Origin of the sequence: Priestia sp. JV24, assembly GCF_025910025.1 — a bacterium.
GTDB classification, from domain to species: Bacteria; Bacillota; Bacilli; order Bacillales; family Bacillaceae_H; genus Priestia; species Priestia megaterium.
The window spans coordinates 574,943-592,320 of the sequence record NZ_JAPCIN010000015.1 but is presented as its reverse complement, the minus strand read 5'-3'; the positions used below and the strand labels follow the sequence as shown (position 1 = coordinate 592,320).

18 protein-coding genes are annotated in these 17,378 nt (G+C 36.2%); 2 read left to right on the top strand and 16 right to left on the bottom strand.

Going from position 1 to position 17,378, the window contains the following annotated elements; translation table 11 throughout:
* Positions 1–13: 13 nt before the first annotated feature.
* The 6 genes from OK414_RS12340 to OK414_RS12315 form a co-directional block, all read right to left on the bottom strand.
* Positions 14–574, bottom strand: coding sequence for a hypothetical protein (locus OK414_RS12340; RefSeq protein ID WP_095379730.1), 561 nt, complete (start codon positions 572–574; stop codon positions 14–16).
* Between the two features lie 65 nt (positions 575–639).
* Positions 640–1,446 carry a DUF817 domain-containing protein gene (locus OK414_RS12335; RefSeq protein ID WP_016764168.1) on the bottom strand — a complete coding sequence of 269 codons (807 nt, stop codon included), beginning with the start codon at positions 1,444–1,446 and terminating at the stop codon, positions 640–642.
* Positions 1,447–1,594: 148 nt separating this feature from the next.
* Positions 1,595–3,031, bottom strand: coding sequence for a 4-hydroxyphenylacetate 3-monooxygenase, oxygenase component (gene hpaB, locus OK414_RS12330; protein ID WP_047932463.1), 1,437 nt, complete (start codon positions 3,029–3,031; stop codon positions 1,595–1,597).
* A 139-nt stretch (positions 3,032–3,170) separates the two neighbouring features.
* Complete coding sequence (locus tag OK414_RS12325; RefSeq protein WP_216875938.1) at positions 3,171–3,533, bottom strand: group I truncated hemoglobin; 363 nt, start codon at positions 3,531–3,533, stop codon at positions 3,171–3,173.
* Positions 3,534–3,757: 224 nt separating this feature from the next.
* Positions 3,758–4,615: an SMP-30/gluconolactonase/LRE family protein gene (locus tag OK414_RS12320; protein ID WP_034651983.1), complete on the bottom strand. Its 858-nt coding sequence runs from the start codon at positions 4,613–4,615 to the stop codon at positions 3,758–3,760.
* Positions 4,616–4,815: 200 nt separating this feature from the next.
* A complete protein-coding gene (locus tag OK414_RS12315; RefSeq protein WP_016764165.1) occupies positions 4,816–5,784 on the bottom strand; it encodes a rhodanese-related sulfurtransferase in 969 nt (322 codons plus the stop codon).
* Between the two features lie 334 nt (positions 5,785–6,118).
* Between OK414_RS12315 and OK414_RS12310 the strand changes: the two genes are divergently transcribed.
* Positions 6,119–6,922 (top strand): alpha/beta fold hydrolase, encoded by an 804-nt coding sequence (locus OK414_RS12310; RefSeq protein WP_013083218.1) that lies wholly within the window; start codon positions 6,119–6,121, stop codon positions 6,920–6,922.
* Between the two features lie 76 nt (positions 6,923–6,998).
* On the opposite strand, the gene OK414_RS12305 is transcribed toward OK414_RS12310, so the two are convergent.
* The 4 genes from OK414_RS12305 to OK414_RS12290 all read right to left on the bottom strand — a co-directional run bounded on the left by OK414_RS12305 (position 6,999) and on the right by OK414_RS12290 (position 9,936).
* Positions 6,999–7,778, bottom strand: coding sequence for an MBL fold metallo-hydrolase (locus OK414_RS12305; RefSeq protein ID WP_034651985.1), 780 nt, complete (start codon positions 7,776–7,778; stop codon positions 6,999–7,001).
* Between the two features lie 185 nt (positions 7,779–7,963).
* The gene (locus OK414_RS12300; RefSeq protein WP_016764163.1) at positions 7,964–8,299 is read right to left on the bottom strand and encodes an ArsR/SmtB family transcription factor; all 336 of its coding nucleotides are present in this window, start codon (positions 8,297–8,299) and stop codon (positions 7,964–7,966) included.
* A complete protein-coding gene (locus tag OK414_RS12295) occupies positions 8,300–8,728 on the bottom strand; it encodes an SRPBCC family protein (RefSeq protein ID WP_016764162.1) in 429 nt (142 codons plus the stop codon).
* 188 nt (positions 8,729–8,916) lie between these two features.
* Positions 8,917–9,936 (bottom strand): STAS domain-containing protein, encoded by a 1,020-nt coding sequence (locus OK414_RS12290; RefSeq protein ID WP_263045644.1) that lies wholly within the window; start codon positions 9,934–9,936, stop codon positions 8,917–8,919.
* Positions 9,937–10,226: 290 nt separating this feature from the next.
* Here OK414_RS12290 and OK414_RS12285 point away from each other — a divergent pair, with 290 nt between their 5' ends.
* Positions 10,227–10,958 carry a GntR family transcriptional regulator gene (locus OK414_RS12285; protein ID WP_016764160.1) on the top strand — a complete coding sequence of 244 codons (732 nt, stop codon included), beginning with the start codon at positions 10,227–10,229 and terminating at the stop codon, positions 10,956–10,958.
* 41 nt (positions 10,959–10,999) lie between these two features.
* Here OK414_RS12285 and OK414_RS12280 read toward each other — a convergent pair whose 3' ends face one another.
* The 6 genes from OK414_RS12280 to OK414_RS12255 all read right to left on the bottom strand — a co-directional run bounded on the left by OK414_RS12280 (position 11,000) and on the right by OK414_RS12255 (position 17,258).
* Positions 11,000–11,842, bottom strand: a complete 843-nt coding sequence (locus OK414_RS12280; protein ID WP_016764159.1) for a fructoselysine 6-kinase — start codon at positions 11,840–11,842, stop codon at positions 11,000–11,002.
* Between the two features lie 15 nt (positions 11,843–11,857).
* Positions 11,858–12,742, bottom strand: a complete 885-nt coding sequence (locus OK414_RS12275; protein ID WP_016764158.1) for a carbohydrate ABC transporter permease — start codon at positions 12,740–12,742, stop codon at positions 11,858–11,860.
* Positions 12,742–13,623 carry a carbohydrate ABC transporter permease gene (locus tag OK414_RS12270; RefSeq protein WP_016764157.1) on the bottom strand — a complete coding sequence of 294 codons (882 nt, stop codon included), beginning with the start codon at positions 13,621–13,623 and terminating at the stop codon, positions 12,742–12,744. The genes OK414_RS12275 and OK414_RS12270 overlap by 1 nt, the downstream gene beginning before the upstream one ends.
* A gap of 15 nt (positions 13,624–13,638) precedes the next feature.
* Positions 13,639–14,925, bottom strand: coding sequence for an ABC transporter substrate-binding protein (locus OK414_RS12265; RefSeq protein WP_013083210.1), 1,287 nt, complete (start codon positions 14,923–14,925; stop codon positions 13,639–13,641).
* Positions 14,926–15,043: 118 nt separating this feature from the next.
* Positions 15,044–16,030 (bottom strand): SIS domain-containing protein, encoded by a 987-nt coding sequence (locus OK414_RS12260; RefSeq protein WP_263045643.1) that lies wholly within the window; start codon positions 16,028–16,030, stop codon positions 15,044–15,046.
* A 79-nt stretch (positions 16,031–16,109) separates the two neighbouring features.
* Positions 16,110–17,258 carry an ABC transporter ATP-binding protein gene (locus OK414_RS12255; RefSeq protein WP_013083208.1) on the bottom strand — a complete coding sequence of 383 codons (1,149 nt, stop codon included), beginning with the start codon at positions 17,256–17,258 and terminating at the stop codon, positions 16,110–16,112.
* Between the last annotated feature and the right edge of the window lie 120 nt (positions 17,259–17,378).

The window sequence follows — 17,378 nt, the reverse complement described above, 5'->3', positions numbered from 1 at the left end:
ACTCTGCGCCTGATTATATGTATAACATAATAAAATTAGTTATATAGTAAGAAGCAATAAAAATGGGTACCGGCAGTTCTTCTATTACTCTTATTGAGTGTTTGCCTTCTTTAAAATGAAAAAGGTCTGATTTAAACTCTGCGACTTTTTCTCTTTTTTGATTAAAAATACACGCTTCCTCTATGGCTTCATGACTGCTTAACATGTAGACGTTATTTAACCATCTAATTTCTTGTTCCCCTTCGTTTTTAATTATTCCTTTCCCTAATAGATACCCCACTGTTTTTCCATTTTCTTTTATCACCCACCGGTGTTTTTCCACGTGATCAATAAGCACCGTTCTTCCTTCCCATTGAACTTGTAAATGTACCTTTAAGCCGCAGGAGAAGATAGGAAACCAAGAAATAGAATCTAAAACTGGAAGTCCATCACGAGTTAAAAAATCAATACTTTTAGTCCACATATTTTTATGCGCTCTCTTAAGCTGTCCGACGTTTTCTCCATTTTCATTTTTAACTGCTACGGTCTTCCCCGCTGATTTAAAATAGGGAAGATAAAAAATATATTCTTGCATATAGGCCTCCAAAGATCCTGCACTTCATATTAATAGTGTGTATGTACATATACATAGTTATGTTTCTATCTTTCATATATTTCATTTGTTTCTTTTGATTTCTCCCTTTGTTTAAATTGGTTTTGATTTTCTTTTAAATGCTTTAGTAAAGCAACAATCAAGAAACTAATAATCACAAGAAGAAGCCAAGAGCTAATTTTACTTATATGAACCATTGTCCACTGCTGCTGTTGATCTGGATACTGCCATGCCCCGAAAAATGTTGCGATATTTTCAGCGATCCAAATGAAAAAGCCAATCAGTACAAAAGACAATACTAAAGGCATGCGATACGTACGTTTGTTAACCGTAAAATATACAAAAGTTCGATAAAAAATAAGTAAAGTAAAAAGTTTTAAAAACCAGCGGAAGTCGTAAATAAAATGATGCGTGAAAAAATTAAGGTAAATAGCCATACTTAGTATACTGACAACCCACGTAGAAGGCCAATTCGTAAGCTTTAATTCAAGCCTTCTCCACACTTGGCACATGTAGCTGGCTACACTAGCATACATAAATCCGCTGTACAGCGGAACTCCCCAGACTTTAGTGAAAGCTTTCTCTGGATAGCTCCATGAGCCCATATGAACTTTGTAGAGTTCTAACGCTAGCCCAATTAAATGAAATACTGCGATGACTTTTACTTCATCAAGCGTTTCTCGTTTAAACATCACCATTAAAACTTGAGTTCCTAGACAGACTAATAAAATAAGGTCATATCTAGAAATAAATGGTACTTCAATTGTTTTTGTCATAGCCAATGTAAGAAAAATGATAACAGGAAAAACACAAGATTTTGCTTGTTCTAAACCAAAATAGATTAATTGCTTCATTGTAACATCCTATCTTTATAGTATTCCTTAGTATTTTCACAGAAATGATTCCCTGAAAATTATTGCAGATTTTTCAAATTTATTCAATAAGCATCTCCGCTGTTTTTGTAACGAAACTATCATACCCAGCGGAGGTTTGTTTCCTCCGTTAACTTTTCAAAAAATCGGTTACTCTCTGTACATAGCGCTCTTTATCGTAAGATAAGTACAGATAACTGGTTAACTGTACAGGCTCCCCAAAGAAAAAACGTTCATACAGTGTTTCCCTTGTACCAAACGGACTCATAGTTAAATCCCACGCTAGTCGAAAAAGCTTAATACGATCTTCTGCCCCTCTCGATTTAGCTTGCAAATAACGCGTAATATCTTCTTTAACCAATGAGCGGCACGTATTTTCTGTTGGTATTGCCATTAGTCCGCTCGCACCTAAAATCTGGATAATCTCTGTAAAGGTAGGATAGGTTTTTGAAAATATATTTGCGGCAATACGAAGTGTAGTTTCATTCGGACGCATGTATCCCCATGGATCAATCTCCGCTTCTTCTTCTGCTTTCATCACGAGAGCTTTCATCGTTTCTAACGCAATAATAAGCTCTGTTGCTTTTTCTCGTACATGCGGATAGTCTATAATGTTAATGGTTTCAATCAGAGATTGTACAATCCCTAATACAAACTCTGTTTTGACAATTCTCCTTGAAGTTACTTGATGCAGAGCAAAAGCTGAGAAGGAACTAGAAGCAAGGAATGTATTTGATACGTCTACATTTTCATAGAAAAACACGCGGTTCCACGGTACTAATACATGGTCAAAGACAACAATTGTATCCATTTCTTCAAATCTAGAACTTAATGGATAATCAAACGCCGAATCTTTTCCTGCAAATGATTCTCTACAAATAAATTTAATTCCTTTTGTATTACTTGGAATCGAAAAAGCAAATCCTTTTTCTTTTCCTTGAATGCCCGCTGAAGACAGTACGAGCAGCTCATCCGTCATTCCACCCTGTGTAGCAAGCAGTTTCGCGCCTTGAATAACGATTCCCTCATTGTTTTTATCAATTATTTTTGCTGCTATCGGTTCGTCGTTTTGCTCGTAATAAAATTGGATTCGATTGACTTGAGGATCGATGAATGTATGAGTGAGCGATAAATCGTGCTCTCTCACATATTCATAATAAGAAATGATGTTTTCAGGAAAGCAATTTTCTGTTCCTCTCAGGAGTTCTGCAGAGGATGCAAAAGCCATCAATACGGTATTCATATAATCCGGACTTCTTCCCATCATACCATGGGTTAATTGCGCCCATTGCTGAGTCATCTCTCGTCGTTTTTTTAACTCTTCTTTTGTTGTAGGCTGTAAATAAGATGTACCAAAAAAATCCTCAGAATCCGGAGATTGGTATGTCATGATATCTTTAATTTTTTTATCATGCTGAAAATCATAAAGTTTAGCTTGACTGTTAATGGCTCCTTTAAAAGCCGGATGTTCTGATATATTGCCTGTTACGAGCTTGCCATCAACCCATACATTTGCTTTTAATTGATTAATTCTCTCTACGTACTGCTTCCCATTAATTGCTGACATACTCCCACTCCCAGACTTTCGATAAATATTTTTACCTATTGCATTTTTATCATATTACGATGTCTTTTCCATGTTTCCTTCATACATCACAGCTTTGAGCACAAAAAAAGAAGGTCACAGTAACCTTCTTTTTTATAATTTATTTATATTGAATATCATTTCTTAGGGATTCAACTTTATTTAATGCTTGGTCAATATCCGGCTCTTCAACATTAAAGTGAGCAAGTGCATCGTGAAGATGCTTAGCAATTGCATTAAAATGTTCGGGTTGAATATTCATATTTGCATGTGCTTTGGCCATCGACTTTCCTGAATATTGATTCGGTCCACCTAAGGCAAAGCTTATAAACTTGGCTTGATGTCGACGCTGTTTATTCATATCCGTATGCTCGAAAAAGTGACTGACCGTTTCATCTTTTAACACGAGCTCAGAATAAAAATAATCAACTACTTTTTCAATAGCTTCTTGTCCGCCCACTTTTTCATACAATGTTTGTTCCAAAACAATTCCTCCTTTTCTACCTTTACCCATTATTACCCAATAGAAGTGTTCATATTCTTTAAAAGGCTTCTTTATGGAAATTCGTTGTCCCCATATTTTATTCCTCTTCCACATAAAGAATAAAATGTAAAGAAATGAACACAATGTAAAGGAATTGTAGAAGCTGTATGTAACATCTCTCGTTACTGGGCTTTAGGAATCTTTACATTTTGATAAGCGCTTATCTAGTACACGTAAGTATAAGCCGGCACGCCTTTTACTCCTACTCGGCATGAAAAAATAGAGCCGGCAGCTTCTTCGTATTTTTCTTCTTCCTTAGCTGTGGTGATAAATAAGGTTTGTAAATCGTCTCCTCCAAATGTACAGCAGGTTACATTGGAAACAGGAAGATGAATAGATTCTATAATTTCTCCTTTATCTGGATCTACACAAATGACTTTCGAACCTCCCCAAAGTGCTACCCATAATCGATCGTGTTCATCAATTGTCATTCCATCAGGAAACCCGTCCATATCTGAAAGGTCAATCACCACTTTTTCATCTTCGAGCCTTGTTGTTTCTTTAGAAAACGAATAAGACATAATTTTATTTTTCGGTGAATCAACCAGAAAGAATTTGTCTCCTGTTCGATTCCACGCTAGCCCGTTTGACACGCTTAATCCTTCTTTAGCGCTCTTAATGACACCTTTTTCATCTACTACGTACAGCTGGGCTTTTCCTTCTTCATCTTCTTCACTCATCGTTCCAATCCAAAAGCGATTATATGGATCACATTTTCCATCATTAAAACGCATGGTTTTTTCAAGAGTATCTAAGCGGATATACTCTTCATGATTCTTTTTGTTTTTATCAACTAAAAGCAGCTGATTACGGGTGGAGACAATCAAATTTGAATGATTGGTTTTAGAAACGCTTGTAACGACTGAAGGAAGAGCAATACCTTCTAAGGTTGTCGTTTTTGGATCGTACGTAAGAAGCTTTTTATCTAAGATGTCTACTAGCACTAATTTTTGATTTTCTTCATCCCATAGGGGTCCTTCAAGCAAACGGCCATCGTACTTTTTTTCAATTTTCGCTTCCATTTTCAAGCTCCTTTTTCGTTTTTATGTACAAGCTTTTTTATGGCTTCCTCAAAAAAATATTCTTTTATACAAATAAAAAAGCTAGGAATATCTTTCCTTTTTCATAAATACCCGTTGTATGACATTCTTTAAACACCAGGTTCTAAGAGAATCTTTTCATAAAAAAGCAGCACGCTTTGTATAGCGTGCTGCTTTTTTTATTATAAAGTTACGTGTTCTTTTTCTAATTCTTTAACACGTGCTGCAAACTCTTCTTCTGTTAAACCGTGTTCTTTTACATAGCGGTTACGAGGGCTCACTCGGCATTCATGTGAACAAGCGCGTAAATATTTGTGTTCATTTTCTTCAGAAGCTAAGATTTTCTTATTGCATTCTGGATTTGCACAGTTAACATAACGTTCACAAGGCTCGCCGGTAAAGTGGTCTTTTCCGACAATCACATGCTCTTTTTGGTTAACTGGTACGCTGATGCGCTCATCAAATACATAGCACTGACCGTCCCATAGTTCACCTTGTACTTCAGGATCTTTTCCGTATGTTACAATACCTCCGTGAAGCTGGCTTACATCTTCGAAACCTTCTTCAAGAAGCCATCCAGAGAATTTTTCACAGCGAATACCGCCTGTGCAGTAAGTTAAGATTTTTTTATCTTCAAACTGATCTTTGTTGTCGCGAATCCATTCAGGAAGCTCACGGAAGTTTCGAATATCCGGACGAACAGCTCCTCGGAAATGACCTAAATCGTATTCATAATCGTTTCGTGCATCAATTACGACCGTATTCTCATCTTGCATCGCTTGATAAAATTCTTTTGGGCTTAAGTAATTACCCGTTACGCGAAGAGGATTCACATCATCTTCTAATCGAAGAGTTACTAATTCTTTGCGGTGACGCACGTGCATTTTTTTGAACGCATGTTCATCTGCTTCGTCTATTTTAAATACAATACCTTCAAAACGAGGATCATTTTTCATCGTTTCCATGTATTTATCTGTTTGTTCAACTGTCCCTGATACCGTTCCATTGATCCCTTCAGCCGCAATTAAAATGCGTCCTTTTAATTCAAGCTCTTTACAAAATGCCAAGTGCTCAGCTGTGAACTCTTCAGGATTTTCAATTGGAGTGTACAAATAATATAGTAGTACTTGATATGGTTTTCTTTCAGTCATGTTGCTTCTTCCACCTATCTGTTTATATTTGCAAGATATAATGCATGTAGGTCGGTTATTGTGAACCGAATTGATGGTAACAATTCATTACTTAAAGGTACATTACGACAAAAACAACATCCTTTTTATGAGGATGCTTCTATCTAAAAAGTATTACAGTGAATGATTGTTTCAAAAACATACAGTATTTAAGCCTGTAATAGTATAACATATCAAAGCGTCCACTTCTAGGATTTGTTCTTCAATAAAAATTTTATTGACGCGATACGTTCTACATGAATGTGCCCGCGCATACATGATGAGATATAAATCTTTGAGATTGGGGGCAAAAATAATGCCTTTTTATACATTAAAAGACGGTGCAACTTTGTACTATGAACAACAAGGGGAAGGAACACCTATTATTTTCATTCACGGAGTTTGGATGAGCAGTCGTTTTTTCCATAACCAGCTTTCTTTTTTTTCAAAACAGTATCAAACTATTCTTTTGGATTTAAGAGGACATGGAAATTCAAGTCATACTCCATACGGCCATACAATTTCCACTTATGCTCGTGATGTGCATGAGTTTATAACCACTCATCAATTAAAAGACGTCATATTAGTAGGCTGGTCGATGGGTGCTTTTGTTGTATGGGAATATTTGAAACAATTTGGTCAAGAAAATGTAAAAGGAAATATTATTGTAGATGAAATGGCTTCAGATTTTAAATGGCCCGACTTTCCGATCGGTGCATTTGATTTACCTGCTCTTATTTCGCTCATGCAGGGTATTCAGCTTGATCGAACAAGTACATTAGAAAATTTTATTCCGCTTATGTTTAAGGATGAATTAACTGAAGAAGATAAACATTGGATTATGAAAGAAGGAACGAAAATGCCTGAGTCGATAGCCAGTGCTATTTTGTTTGATCAATCCATTGTGGACTATCGAGATTTTCTCCCGTTTATTGCAATCCCTACCTTACTGTGCTTTGGAAAAGAAGAAAAGCTCATTCCGGTAGCAGCTGGAAGACATATTCAAAAGCTGGTTTCAGGTTCTGTACTTGAAGTTTTTGAGAACAGCTGCCACTGCCCTTTTCTGGAAGAAAGCGATCGATTTAACAAAGTTGTGAGCAACTTTATCGAACATATCTAATTTACAAACTTAAAGAAGCAGCGCTTTAGCTACGCTGCTTCTTTAAATGAAACCTTTTATGGCTTTATGTATTGCTTTAGGGTAATAAAATCTCGCGTCCGTCATAGGCAAAGCTTACGTTTTCATCTGAAAGCATCTCGGCGTGCTTTTGGATATCAATATCATGTGATAAATGAGTAAATACCATGTTTTTGGCCTGTAGCTTCGCTTTGATCTCCATTGCCTCTGTCACGTCATATACGGATCTTTTTTCTTTTTGAAGATATTCTTTCCAGAAAGATGTACCAAATATCAGTAAATCTAAGTGGTAAAAGGGCTGCCACTGTTCTTTTGTCACATTAAAAGAATCGGATACATACGCCCAGCGTTCGCCTTGTTTTTGATGAACCACAATGCCGTAGGAATGACCGTTAAATCCGTGATTTACTTTATGAAACGTAATGGTTGTTTCTCCACTATCCCATTTTAACCTTCCTTTAAAGGTAAGCCCTTTTCTTTTTGCGAGATAAGGAAATCTTTCGGTTAACTCGCTGATGACTTCAGGCGCTCCTACGACCTCTGTATTTACATTATTCCAATAGCATAAGTCTGCTAAATCTCCTAAACCAGCCACATGGTCATTGTGAGGATGAGTAATAAAAACGGTAGAAGGGATTTTTTTGTTATTGTATAAGTGAAATTGATGTTTAAAATCGGGTGATACGTCAATCAAAAACACGTTACCGTCCATTGTAAACTGTGCACTAGGCCTTGTGCGCTGATTTAATTGATCTTTTTGTGTACATACTTTACAGTCACATAATAATCGAGGCACTCCTTGAGCATCGCTCGTCCCATAAAATAAAAGCTTGTTCATTGCTCTGTCTCCCCCTTTTTTTCTTCTAAAGGTCTATCTTTTTATTTCAAGAAATGTCCTATGTTGTTCTGCATCGTTCTTTTATTTGTCCTTCTAGAATAAAACCAGCTTTTATGTAAAACAGCCAGTCTTTTTAACGACTGGCTTTGCTATATTCCCTATAAAAAAACGTTTTTATGCTTTTTCTATTGATTTCTTTCTTCATCTCTTTCAACAATATGCTGAAGAATAGATAATTTGTTCGTCCAAAATTGCTCGTAGTAAGAAAGCCAATCTTGTACTTCTTTTAAAGGCTCTGGTTGAAGACAATACACTTTTTCTCTGCCTTTTTTCTGTCCATGGACTAAGTCTGCTTCTGAAAGTATATGAAGATGCTTGACAATAGCGGTACGGCTTATTGAAAAATGAGACGTTATTTCTGATATAGGCAATTCTTTTTCAGAAAGCAGCTCAAGTACTTTTCTTCGAGTAGGATCAGCAATGGCTTGAAAGATATCATGCTTGGCAGCTGATGAAGTCATTTAGTTTTCAACAACCTTTCGAAGTTTTTCATTTACGAGACTAATCCACCCGTAGCTCATTCTATCTCGTACCACTGAACTCTTTTCGTTTGCTTTTTCAAGAAGTGTTTCAGCTTCTTTCCACCCGCTATGAATAAGCGTAAATTCAGTTTGATTACCCATTTCTTTTAAGGTAAACGAAACGACCCATCCATCCGTATCCCAAGAGAAAGAAAGATAGTTTGGTGCATCTATTTCTAATACTTTACACGGAGATGGGCCAAAAGGCGATTGCAAATGAAATTCATATCCTACCTGAGGCTGAAAATCATTAGGCATGAACCATTGTTGGAGCCCTTCTGCGCTTGCTACTTTATCCCAAACTTTTTGAATCGGCGCGTTAAATATTATCGTCTGTTTTACATCTTCTACTACACTTTTATCATTCATCGTTATCTTCATTCTCCTTTTTAAAAAATAACACCAAAAAGTTTTATATAAAAACAATATAACACCTTTTGGTTTCATGTCAATTCATCTTTTGAAAAATGAAATCCTTCAATTCATTTCCGTTCTTTAATAAAGAGATTTGTTATGATGCTGAATGAGTGCATTTTGTTATATTTCAAATATATCTTTTAAACGATGCTTCGTCCGCTTTGTGCCAATGCATAATGAATGCCGTGTTGCAATGTTTGAAAACAATCATATTTCGATAAATCAATATGGGTCTTTGATATAACTAAGCCTAAGTCGGCAGAAATCCCTACTAAAATTGTTTTCGTACCAATCAGGGACGCTGCTGCACCTAATTTTTCAATAAGACTTGCCGTATATTCAGTAAGTTCTTTATCCAATCCGGTTAAATCCAGCACAAGATAATTAGCCTGGTGTTTTGGGAGGTTATTTAATGTATTGACAATCAAATCTTCCGTTCGATCCTCGTCGTATTTGCCAATCAAAGGAACGACGACTATACCTTCCAAAACCGGAATAATAGGAGAAGAAAGCTTTTTAATAAGATCTTTTAACTCTGCTGTTTTTTCTGCTACAATGTTTTGCAAATGTTCTATTTCCTGCGCTTCTTTTCTTCTCGCTAATTGATGAATATTTTGAGTGATATCAATGTTAGAAGGGAAGTATTCTACTGTGGTGCATTCATGTCCTTCTATTTGATGTTGAATCACCTTGTACCAAATATTTGTGCCAAATAGTCCTGTAAAAATCCCTGCATAATGGGCCGGAAGAAAATTTCCTCCCTTTGTTTTCTTTTGCGCAACGTTAATTTTATGTTCCCAACTGTCTTTTAATTCAGCAGATAGAGTTTTACTTTCAGGATTTAAATATTTGATAGTAGTTTTTCCCCATCCAGCCGAAGCGTATGTATTGGTAATTAACTCAGCCGCTTCAAAAACCGTTACGCCTTCCATATTTTGAAAGTACTCTCCTACTACTAATCCCTGTCGGAAACCAGTGGTTTCCAGTACTACAGAAGCTGCCTCTTCTCCAGATATTTCTTCGATTGTGTCAAACAATGTTTTCATCGCAGAAGTAATCCAAAAAAGGATCGCATCTTCTCCCTCAAAGCTAAATTGGCCTTTTTCTAAATCCCAAGCAAAACTAAGACCACCTATATCAATATTCTTTTTTTCACCCATGGCGGAATCTCCTTTTATTAAAGTTTTTACCTTCTATTTTATCTTATGTTGAAGAAGCTGGTAATAAAAATTGTTGCATATTTTCTATTGCTTGTCTAACCATTACCCATGTTTTCAATTAATAGAAAAGAAAGGTGAATGCTATAGAACTTTGAATTCGCCAACTTTTCTTTCTTTTGTATCAAACATACATGATAAAAAGGAAGAAAAGCAAATTGTAATATAACATCACATTACGTTATAATATAATTATATTCAAAAGCAAGTATTTAGGAAAGAGGAGGAAAAAGATGAAGCTAAATACTCATAGCTCTACGCCTTTATATATGCAGTTAAAACAGGCTATTACAGAAGATATTAATAAAGGAGTTTATACTCCGGGTGAAAAACTTCCAATTGAAACGGATTTGTGCGATATATACGGAGTAAGTCGGATTACGGTAAGAAAAGCCGTATTAGATTTAGTAGAAGAAGGCCTTCTGATACGTCAGCAAGGAAAAGGAACCTTTGTTCAATATCCAAAAGCTAAGAGAGAGCTGTTTGCCGTTAATGGGCATACAGAGTATATGTCGGAATTAGGGAAAGTACCGCAGACTAAAATTTTGTCTTTTGGTATAAAACCTGTAAAAGCTCATGTGGCAAAGATGTTATCAATCCCTCCAGAAAGTGAAGTCCTTGAACTGCAGCGCATCCTGTATTATGACGACCAGCCTCTTACCTTAGAAATTTCTCACTACTCCTTAGAATTGTTACCACACTTAGATCAGCACGTCCATAATTCAGTTTCAATGTACGATACTATAAAAAATAAGTACAATATTACTCCGGTTCATAATAAAAAATTATTGAACATGGTATTTGCAAACGTGGATGAAGCAAAACATTTAGAATGTGAAGTCGGAGAGCCGCTGTTTAAAGTGGAAAAAGTGGCGTATGATGCACAAAAAAGACCGATTCATTCATCTTTTCTACACTACCCTGCGAATCGCGTTACGTTCACTATAGACAGTTCTAATTCTTAATAAAATAGCGCCTTGCTTTAAAAGCAAAGGCGCTATTTTATTCATTTTAAAACTATCGCACAGTCTGTATGATATTCTTTTCCATATCCAAATGCTCCGTAATTCTGACAAGTTTGTGATGCCACCAATGATCCATTATGGAGGGCTTTGGCTATGTTTTTTTCTGGTAGATAAGAAGAAAGAAAACCAGCTATAAAAGAATCTCCAGCCCCAAGCGTATCCACTACATTTGTAGGAATTATAGGCTGTTTAAATAACTGATTTTCGACTGATAATAAAGCTCCCTCTTCTCCTCTTGTCACGCATACGACACTGGTTCCTAACAGGTGTACTCGCTTTATTAAATTCATACACTCTTCTTCTGGCAGGCTGCTTCCTGAGAAAAATGCATAGCTGATATATGGACATACTTGCTGTAAATATTCCTCATCGTATCTTGTAGAAAAATCAAAGGAAATATCAATGATTTTATGTAGCAACGGAAGGTCAGATTCTAAATGACTAAAAACGCTCGTATGAAGAAGATCGTGCTGGCGAATATAGGTTAAATCCGATTCATTCAGCATTAGTTTTAACCTAGATTGAACGCCCCCTTTATTTGATCCTACAAAAACTCGATCACCTTGTTCATCAAGTGTTACAATCGCCATTCCATTCTCTCCTACAGCTCTTCTTACTCTGCTAATATCCATCTTTTCTTGCTGCAGAGTATTTACTACATGCTCTGCCGATTCGTCATTCCCCACGATTCCCATATAGGAAGACTGATGATTGCTCAATCTATTATAAAATACGGCCACATTTAGCGCGTTGCCGCCTGGATAGATCTTTCCTTGATCTTTATAGTAATCTACTACATTATCCCCTACTCCAATTAGTTTCATCTGCTTGTCCTCCTATTATTTAACACTTCCGTTAGCAATGCCACGGATAAAATATTTTTGCATAAATAAAAACAACATAACAATCGGTGCTGCTGAAATGGTCAGTCCAGCTAGTAATACCCCCCAATCTGTTTGCAAAGCGTCTCTAAATTGCATTAATCCTGCTGGGATTGTACGTAAACTGTCATCGTCGATAAAGATAATGGCAAACATAAATTCATTCCATGTGTAGTAAGCTGTCAAAATTGTCGTTGTTAATAAAATGGGCGTGCTCATTGGAATAAAAATTCGAAATAAAATCCCTAAGCTTGTACATCCATCTAACCGAGCTGCTTCCTCCAGTTCTTTTGGAATCGAAAGAAAATAAGCTCGAATTAACAAAATGGTTAAAGGAATTCGATAAGCAACATAAGGGAGAATCAGTGCCAAGTGTGTATTATAGATTCCAAGTTTTTGAATAATGCTATACAAAGGGATTAAACTTACCTGAGGAGAAAGCATAAGTCCTCCGAGACATATAATGAGGACAAAAGCTTTTCCTTGAAACTCAAAGCGTGATAGTCCATAAGCTCCTAACGCACTGACCAGGACCGTCAAAAAACAAGACGCGCCCGTGACGATCACACTGTTTAAAAAGTAAGAAGATATTCCACTTTTCCACGCTGTCACATAATTTTCAATTAGCCAAGTATGCGGCATAGACCAGCTGTGAGTAAAGATTTCCTCTGTGCTTTTAAAAGAACTTATAATCATCCAAAGCAAAGGATACGCAATGACGATAAAATAGACAATCAATCCGACATATACTATCGTTACACCTGTGTACCTCTTCTTTTTTCTTTCTTTAGTGGCTGTATTGACAACATTAGGTAAGGTGACATTTGTTTTAGGCATCTGCATCAAGCGTCTTCCTTTCCTGTTTTAAATGCTTTCATTTGAATAAGAGAAATCAACAGCGTAATAATTAAAATGACAGTAGCAATTGAGGAAGCATAGCCCATCATATCTTTCGAAAAGGCTGTTTTGTATAAATACGTACTTAGCACTTCAGATGATGTACCCGGTCCGCCTCCAGTTAAAATATAAGGTTCATTAAATACTGTAAAAGCACCAGTGAGCGTTAAAATAACAGCCACAAATGTCATTTCTTTTGTTTGCGGTACAGTAATATGAAAGAACATTTTAAATTTATTAGCGCCGTCTATTTCAGCTGCTTCATACAATTCAGGTGAGATTTTTTGTATCGCTACAATATACAGCATGGCAATATAGCCGATAGACTGCCACTGAGATACAGCAATAACTGCATAAATAGCCGTATTACTATCTCCTAGCCAAGGTTTTGCCAATGAGTCTAATCCGATCATTTTGAGCATTTGATTTAAAAGCCCCACTTCAGGATTGTAAAAAAAAGTAAACAATAAGGCAATAACAGTCATCGAAACCACTACTGGTAAAAAATAAACCGTTCGAAAAAAAGGAGAAAACCTTCGAATAAGTTTATCTTCTAAAACGGCAGCCACAATTAGACCGCCTCCTACTTGAAAAATAATTGAAATGACCGCATAAAGAATATTATTTTTGAGTGCCTGATAAAAGACAGGGTCTTTAAATAAGTGCACATAATTATCTATTCCTACAAAAACTTTGTCTGGTGAAAATGTGCTCCACTCATAAAGACTATCCCAAATATTCTGAAAAATAGGGATGTACACAAGTAGTAAAAAAGCAAAAGCAGGAAGAAGATATAAATAAGGGGTTAGCTTATTGCGTTTTAACATCGCTTTTTCACTTCCTTACTTTTTAGATTCAGCACGAACACTCGCTGCAGCTTTTTGCACATCTTTCATTACTTCTTTAGGTGTTTTATCACCATTTAGCATAAGCTGAGCCCCTGTTAAATAAGCATCTGCAATTCGAGCATCGATTGCCATATCAAACCATGGAGCCATCTCTTTGGCTTGTAAAATATTATCTACTGCTTCTAATTGCTCCGGTGTTGAATTACTGCTGTTAGCTGTATCATTTACTGCACTGTATTTCCCTACTTCTTTTACTAGCTTTTCACCCATTTGTTTTGATGTTAAAAATTCAAGAAATTCCATCGCTTCTTTTGGATGCTTTGTTTTAGAAGAAATCATAAACCCTTCAGGTGATCCAGTTAAATTAGTAGCATTTCCTTTTCCATCCTCTAATTTAGGAAAATTAAACATGCCAATCTTAAATTTCGTTGGACCGAAAAGCTTAATTTCAGCGGTTTCAGCATAAAACATAGCTGCTTTTCCATTTGAAAATTGTTGTCTTGCATATTCATGATCAATCGAATTTGTATTTTTATTAAAGTAAGGAACTAATTCTTCTAATTTTTCTAGAGCTTTTACATAGCCTTTATCCGTGAATGTCCCAGTTTTTGAATTATAGTCTTTTGAAAGAACGTCAGGCTTTACCATGCGCTGATTTAAGGTTCCTACGTAGTGAGAAATGGTCCACGTATCCTGGCTTCCAAATTCTAAAGCTGTATAATGCTTCTTTTTTAACACGCTTAAAACATTTAGTAGCTCGTTCCAGTTTGTAGGCGCTTTTAATCCTAATTTATCGAAGATATCTTTGTTGTAAAAAAACATTTTCCCGTCCATTGTGACAGGAACACCGTAAATTTTCTTATTAACGGTATATGGTTTAATTTGAGACTGAACAAGCTTGGAAGACCACGCTGAATCCTTCTTATAATAAGAGGTTAAATCTAAGGCTTTGTTTCCTCTGACAAATTGTCTAGCAAACTCATCGCTCCAAGAAAAGTACACATCAGGAGGGGTATTAGTACCTGTCATAACTTTAATTTTGTCTTTATACGAATCGTTTAACACCGCTTCTGTTTTAATATCAATATCAGGGTGCTGTTTTTCAAATTCTTTTACAACTTCTTCAAAGTAGCTTTTTTCAGGTTCTTTTGGCCATCTGTGAAAGAATGTTAACGTTGTCTTTCCTGTGTCTGAGTCTGAAGACGTTTGTTTTCCCGCACACCCCCCGAGCATTAAAGAACAACTTAAAAGTGAGGCTAAGATTAAATTTGTCTTTTTCATATAGAAACCCCCTTATTGTAAGTGCTTTCATATATAAGTTATACTATAATGTTTTATAACATTATAGTATAACTCGTAAGGAAAATATACAGATTTCTATCTTTATTAGGGATTGTTATTAATATTCTACTTTCCACATGTAGCGTCTTTTACTTAAAGGATGATTGCGTGCTTCGGCTAATTCTTCGGCATACTGACGCAGTACACGATTTAATATAAGAGGAGCGATATACCCTTGCACATCTTTATCAATTCCTTCGAAGTCATATGCTTTTGCATCTAGAACAGTTAATTTCTTTCCATATCGTTTAGAGAATGATAAGGCGCGTTCTTCTAAAGGTCTCGTTTCATCTAGTCCAGCTAGGATGATAAACGGTACGTTTTCATCAATAATTTCGAATGGACCGTGGAAATACTCTCCAGCGTGAATAGCGTGAGAATGAATCCACTGCATTTCCATCAAGATACAGATGCTGAATGAATAGGCTGCTCCATAGTTCGAGCCGCTGGCCATTGTATAAATAACCGGTTCAGACTTATGGGATTCAGCAAATTTTCTTGCGTTGCTCGCTTCGTATTCTAAAGCTTTTTCATAAACAGACTGTAGATTTTCTAAGCTAGTAACTAACTTTGCAAATTTATCATTTTTTTCTGCTACGTATAAGAGACCAAATACAAGCTGATATAAAACGCCTAAGTTTGTTTCAAAAGCATCGATGTCATTGCCCCACTCATACTTAATAAAAATATCTGCGCTGTGTGCTAAAGGTGAAGTAGGTTCATTTGTTAAGGCTACAGCATAAGCGCCTTTGCTTTTAGCGAACTTAGCTGCTTCTGTAGTCTCAGGAGTTGTTCCTGACATAGAACATAAAATAACTAAGGAGTCTTTTCCTAGCTGCTGCGGATTGCGGTGGATAAATTCGTTCGAGCTATACAAATCGGATGTAATATGTTGAGCTTCTCGATCTAGTACATACTTAGCTGGATACATGATCGCAGAAGATCCTCCACATGCGACGAAAAACACATTACGAATTTGCTTGCTTTTTAATTCGTTTAATACGGCTTGCACATCACTTTTTACATTCACTGCTGTTCTGCTCATTTTCCCCACTCCTCAAATAAAATATGATATACAACATTATGTAATGTTATATATTGTTATATTAAACTGCAAACGTTAACTAGTCAATACATTTATCAGAATATTTAACTTTTTTATCTACATTTGTAGAAATGCGCTCTTCTGTTTCTCCATCAAAAAAATGCACGTAGGTTAAATTCAACGAAAAATCCCCTTTGTCCCCTGCTTCAAACTCACATAAAAGAGGCACTCGGGCCACAAACGTTTGCTTTTCTAAACTAGCATATAAAATTGTTTCAGCACCTAGTACCTCTATCATATCTAGTGTCGTAGTGAAGCAAAACTCATTGTTCAACTCTCTCTTACTATCCTCTTTATGATATACAATGTGTTCAGGACGCGCACCCATTATGACCTCTTTCTCATTATGACCTTGAGAATGTAAAGCGTGTATTAGAAAATCAGGAAGCTGTATTTTAGTTTCGCCCATTATAAAATAAGTGCCTTGGAGATACCCCCGAAAAAAATTCATTGCGGGCGATCCAATAAAACTGCCTACAAATACATTCCTAGGATGTCTATAAATATCTTGAGGAGTTCCAATCTGTTGAATAATCCCGTCTTTCATAACAACTAGGCGAGTAGCCATTGTCATAGCTTCCACTTGATCATGCGTCACATAGATTGTTGTTGTTTGCAGCCTTTGATGCAGTTTAATAATCTCAGCACGCATCTGTACTCGCAGCTTCGCATCCAAATTAGATAATGGTTCATCCATTAAGAAAACTTTTGCTTCCCGAACAATAGCACGACCTAAAGCAACTCGCTGACGCTGCCCTCCGGATAAAGCTTTTGGCTTTCTATCTAAATATGTTTCTAGACCTAATGTTTTGGCTGCTTCATTTACCCGTCTATCAATTTCGTCTTTCTTTATTTTTTTTAACTTCAAACCAAATGCCATATTTTCTCGAACAGTCATATGAGGGTAAAGAGCATAATTTTGAAAGACCATAGCAATGTCACGATCTTTTGGAGCTACTTCGTTCATATGATCTCCATCAATGTAAAAATCACCTTTTGAAATCGTTTCTAGACCTGCAATCATTCGCAGCGTAGTAGATTTACCACAGCCTGAAGGTCCAACAAAGACAACAAATTCTTTCTCTCCAATCTGAAGGTTAAAATCATTTACGGCGATATTTTTTTTATCATATATTTTATATACTTTATCTAAATGTAACATTGTCATCTCACCTCAGCTCCTTATATTTAAAGTTTGAGATACATGATTGCAAGTTACGCGTCTCTTTTTCCTTAATCCTTAATTCTTTCCTCCTTTTTATTTAAATTGTTAACTTGAGACATTAAA

What these genes read in the sequence shown, in the direction of transcription:
- OK414_RS12340 (WP_095379730.1), bottom strand. Translation starts at nt 574, where the DNA reads ATGCAAGAATATATTTTTTATCTTCCCTATTTTAAATCAGCGGGGAAG.
- OK414_RS12255 (WP_013083208.1), bottom strand. Translation starts at nt 17,258, where the DNA reads ATGACAATGTTACATTTAGATAAAGTATATAAAATATATGATAAAAAA.
- OK414_RS12260 (WP_263045643.1), bottom strand. Translation starts at nt 16,030, where the DNA reads ATGAGCAGAACAGCAGTGAATGTAAAAAGTGATGTGCAAGCCGTATTA.
- OK414_RS12275 (WP_016764158.1), bottom strand. Translation starts at nt 12,742, where the DNA reads ATGCAGATGCCTAAAACAAATGTCACCTTACCTAATGTTGTCAATACA.
- OK414_RS12265 (WP_013083210.1), bottom strand. Translation starts at nt 14,925, where the DNA reads ATGAAAAAGACAAATTTAATCTTAGCCTCACTTTTAAGTTGTTCTTTA.
- OK414_RS12300 (WP_016764163.1), bottom strand. Translation starts at nt 8,299, where the DNA reads ATGACTTCATCAGCTGCCAAGCATGATATCTTTCAAGCCATTGCTGAT.
- OK414_RS12305 (WP_034651985.1), bottom strand. Translation starts at nt 7,778, where the DNA reads ATGAACAAGCTTTTATTTTATGGGACGAGCGATGCTCAAGGAGTGCCT.
- OK414_RS12310 (WP_013083218.1), top strand. Translation starts at nt 6,119, where the DNA reads ATGCCTTTTTATACATTAAAAGACGGTGCAACTTTGTACTATGAACAA.
- OK414_RS12280 (WP_016764159.1), bottom strand. Translation starts at nt 11,842, where the DNA reads ATGAAACTAATTGGAGTAGGGGATAATGTAGTAGATTACTATAAAGAT.
- OK414_RS12295 (WP_016764162.1), bottom strand. Translation starts at nt 8,728, where the DNA reads ATGAATGATAAAAGTGTAGTAGAAGATGTAAAACAGACGATAATATTT.
- OK414_RS12320 (WP_034651983.1), bottom strand. Translation starts at nt 4,615, where the DNA reads ATGGAAGCGAAAATTGAAAAAAAGTACGATGGCCGTTTGCTTGAAGGA.
- OK414_RS12290 (WP_263045644.1), bottom strand. Translation starts at nt 9,936, where the DNA reads ATGGGTGAAAAAAAGAATATTGATATAGGTGGTCTTAGTTTTGCTTGG.
- OK414_RS12285 (WP_016764160.1), top strand. Translation starts at nt 10,227, where the DNA reads ATGAAGCTAAATACTCATAGCTCTACGCCTTTATATATGCAGTTAAAA.
- OK414_RS12335 (WP_016764168.1), bottom strand. Translation starts at nt 1,446, where the DNA reads ATGAAGCAATTAATCTATTTTGGTTTAGAACAAGCAAAATCTTGTGTT.
- OK414_RS12270 (WP_016764157.1), bottom strand. Translation starts at nt 13,623, where the DNA reads ATGTTAAAACGCAATAAGCTAACCCCTTATTTATATCTTCTTCCTGCT.
- hpaB (WP_047932463.1), bottom strand. Translation starts at nt 3,031, where the DNA reads ATGTCAGCAATTAATGGGAAGCAGTACGTAGAGAGAATTAATCAATTA.
- OK414_RS12315 (WP_016764165.1), bottom strand. Translation starts at nt 5,784, where the DNA reads ATGACTGAAAGAAAACCATATCAAGTACTACTATATTATTTGTACACT.